This window comes from Streptomyces sp. CO7 (assembly GCF_053474865.1).
Genome location: NZ_JBRIOU010000001.1, coordinates 80,770 through 84,262, shown reverse-complemented (window position 1 = coordinate 84,262; position 3,493 = coordinate 80,770). Strand labels below are relative to the sequence as shown.

The window sequence follows — 3,493 nt, the reverse complement described above, 5'->3', positions numbered from 1 at the left end:
GCCCCGCCCGCCCCGGAACTCTTCACCTGGGAGTTCGCGAGCGACCCGTACCCCGCCTACGCCTGGCTCCGTGAGCACGCCCCCGTGCACCGCACGCGGCTCCCCAGCGGGGTGGAGGCCTGGCTGGTCACCCGGTACGCCGACGCCCGGCAGACCCTCGCCGACCCGCGGCTGTCGAAGAACCCCGCGCACCACGACGAGCCCGCGCACGCCCGGAACCGGACCGGCATCCCGGGCGAGCGCAAGGCGGACCTGATGACGCATCTGCTGAACATCGATCCGCCGGACCACACCCGGCTGCGCCGCCTGGTCGCCAAGGCGTTCACCCCGCGCCGGGTCGCGGAGTTCGCGCCCCGCGTGCAGGAGCTCACCGACACCCTGATCGACGGCTTCGCCGCGCGCGGCAGCGCGGACCTGATCCACGACTTCGCGTTCCCGCTCCCCATCTACGCCATCTGCGACCTGCTCGGCGTCCCGCGCGAGGACCAGGACGACTTCCGCGACTGGGCGGGCATGATGATCCGCCACGGCGGCGGCCCGCGCGGCGGAGTGGCGCGCTCGGTGAAGAAGATGCGCGGCTACCTCGCCGAGCTGATCCACCGCAAGCGCGCCGCCCTGCCCGCGCGGCCGACGCCCGGCGAGGACCTGATCTCCGGTCTGATCCGCGCCTCGGACGAGGGGGAGCACCTCACGGAGAACGAGGCCGCCGCGATGGCGTTCATCCTGCTGTTCGCCGGCTTCGAGACGACGGTCAACCTGATCGGCAACGGCGCCTACGCGCTGCTCACCCACCCCGCCGAACGCGAGCGGCTGCAGCGCTCGCTGGCCGAGGGGGACGAGGCCCTCCTGGAGACCGGCGTCGAGGAACTGCTGCGCTTCGACGGCCCCGTGGAGCTGGCGACCTGGCGGTTCGCGACCGAGGAGCTGACCCTCGGCGGGCAGCGGATCGCGGCCGGCGATCCGGTGCTGGTCGTGCTGGCCGCGGCGGACCGGGACCCCGAGCGGTTCGCGGAGCCGGACACCCTCGACCTGTCCCGCCGCGACAACCAGCACCTGGGGTACGGGCACGGCATCCACTACTGCCTGGGCGCCCCGCTCGCCCGGCTCGAGGGCCGCACCGCGCTGGCGACCTTGCTCACTCGTCTGCCCGACCTCGAACTCGGAGCGGCGCCCGAGGAGTTGCGCTGGCGCGGCGGTCTCATCATGCGTGGCCTGCGGACTCTTCCGGTCGAGTTCACTCCCGAGCCGGGATCAAGTGGAAGCAATACTTCGACAGTTCTGTGATGTTCGTGTGTTCTCTGCGACATCGAGTTGTGACGAACGATGATCACCGGCTACGTTCCCGCACAGACGTGGCGACCCCGCCGGCGCAGTGCCGGACGTGGTCGCGCGCCCACAGCAGTCGACGAAAGGCATCCGCATGCTCTCCGGAAACGGTCGTCACCGCCGCCCCCGTCAGGCGCCGGCGGTCGTCGTCGCAGCCGGCGTGACCGGGTCCGCCCTCGCCCTGCCGCTGTTCGCGGCCACCGGCGCGAGCGCGGCCGACGGGGCGACCTGGGACCGGGTCGCCGAGTGCGAGAGCGGAGGTGCCTGGAGCGCCGACACCGGCAACGGGTTCTTCGGCGGTCTCCAGCTCACCCAGGACCAGTGGGAGGGCAACGGCGGCCTGTCGTACGCCTCCAGCCCGGCCGAGGCGAGCCGTTCGCAGCAGATCGCCGTGGCCGAGCGCATCCTCGCCGAGCAGGGCGCGACCCCGTGGCTCGCCTGCGGCGCGATGAACGGTCTGCGCGAGGACGCCCCCGCCGCCCAGGTGGACACCGGCGTGGACGCGCTGCGCACCGGTGACGTGACGGACTCCGGCTCCTTCGACGGCTCGGCCTCCGGCTGGGGGACCGCCGGCGGTGACCGCACCGGCGGCTCCGGCGCCGGGCGGGCGGACGAGGCGCGCGGCGCCGGCACGGCAGAGGCGGCCGGCGACGCCGACGAGGGGATGCTCCGGGGCGCGGGTCACGGCCTCTTCCCCGGCGCCGACTACTCTCCGGTGGACGGCGGGTCCCTGGACCTCGGCCAGGAGGCCGGCCAGGACCAGGGTCTGGACCTCGGCGAGGACCTGGGCCTGGTCGACACCGGCACCGGCGCCCCCGTCGTCCCGGACCTGCCCGAGGTCGGCGGCGGTGACGCGGGTGAGCACGGCGGCGGCCAGTCCGGCGACCACGGCGACACCGGCAACGGCAGCGGCAGCGGCGCAGGCGAGGGCAAGGGCGACGCGGACCAGGAGGAGACCGGCGACACCGGCTCGTCCGACGAGGACGCGCCGCTGTTCGACGGCGAGGGCGACCCGCTGTTCGGGGACGACACCCCGCTCTTCGGCGACGACGCCGCCGCGGAGGAGGACTCCGAGACCTCCTCCGGTTCCGGCCGCCACCGCGGCGGCAGCGCCGAGGAGACCACGGAGACCGCGAGCGGCTCCTCGGGCCGCCACGCGGCCCCCGCGGGCACCTACACCGTGCGGGCGGGCGAGAGCCTCGTCTCCATCGCCAAGTCCCAGGACGTCCAGGGCGGCTGGCGCGCCCTGTACGAGGCCAACGAGGACCTGATCGGGGACGACCCGGACCGTCTGGTGGCGGGCACGAAGCTGTCCGTCCCCGCCTGAACCGGGCCGGGGACGGGAGGGGACGAGACGATCAGGCAGGGTGAAAGCCGGGCAAAATCGGGGGAGTTACCCACCCTTTCGTCCTGGAATGTCTGATTCCGGAGAAGTGAGAGATGGGTCTCAGAAGCCCTGATCGTCTTTGAAATCCCGGCATGGGCGTGGCTAACGTCGAACCGCTCGCTCCAGCGGGCCCCGGCGGCCGTCACGCCTAATCCTGCCAACGGCCGTACGGGACATGTCGTCGCGTCATGCGCCGTAGGCAGGAGCGGGGGAACCAGGTAAGCGCCGTGTCCGGCAGCGAGATCGCCGGACCGGCTAGGGGTGAAGCCGTGCACCGGGAGGTGCGCGGCCGGGCGACCCTCATAGCCCGAACCCGACAGCTCACCTCGCAGGCGTCGGTGAGGGGATACCTCCATGTCGTTTTCCTGCCAGGGCAAGCACCGTCGCCCCTCCAAGGCCAAGCGCGCCATCGCCGTCGCCGGTCTCACCGGCGCCGTGGTGGCCGCCCCGCTGATCACCGCGGGCACCGCCTCGGCCGCCACCGAGTCCGAGTGGGACGCCGTCGCCCAGTGCGAGTCGGGCGGCGACTGGTCCATCAACACCGGCAACGGGTTCTACGGCGGTCTGCAGTTCACCAACCAGACCTGGGCCGGCTTCGGCGGCACCCAGTACGCCGCCCAGGCCAACCAGGCCACCAAGGCCCAGCAGATCGAGATAGCCGAGAAGGTCCTCGCCGAGCAGGGCCCGGGCGCCTGGCCGCACTGCGGCGTCGGCCTGTCCAGCTCCCCGTACCAGGGCGGCGCCGCCGAGGCCCCCGCCCAGGAGCAGGCCCCGCAGCAG

At 73.3% G+C, this 3,493-nt stretch carries 3 protein-coding genes and 1 riboswitch; all 3 genes read left to right on the top strand.

The genetic code is table 11. The features are described from left to right. On the top strand, window positions 1–1,284 hold a 1,284-nt coding region (locus ACOV8S_RS00375), incomplete at its 5' end, for a cytochrome P450 family protein (protein WP_448315187.1). Window positions 1,285–1,420: 136 nt separating this feature from the next. Continuing rightward, the gene (locus ACOV8S_RS00370; protein WP_448315185.1) at window positions 1,421–2,653 is read left to right on the top strand and encodes a transglycosylase family protein; all 1,233 of its coding nucleotides are present in this window, start codon (window positions 1,421–1,423) and stop codon (window positions 2,651–2,653) included. Window positions 2,654–2,894: 241 nt separating this feature from the next. Then, window positions 2,895–3,063: riboswitch (cyclic di-AMP (ydaO/yuaA leader) on the top strand. Between the two features lie 4 nt (window positions 3,064–3,067). Next, window positions 3,068–3,493: transglycosylase family protein (locus ACOV8S_RS00365; RefSeq protein WP_448315183.1), on the top strand; the 426-nt coding region annotated here is incomplete at its 3' end.

Excerpts from the sequence above, each read along its gene's own strand:
- ACOV8S_RS00370 (WP_448315185.1), top strand. The coding sequence starts at position 1,421 with ATGCTCTCCGGAAACGGTCGTCACCGCCGCCCCCGTCAGGCGCCGGCG.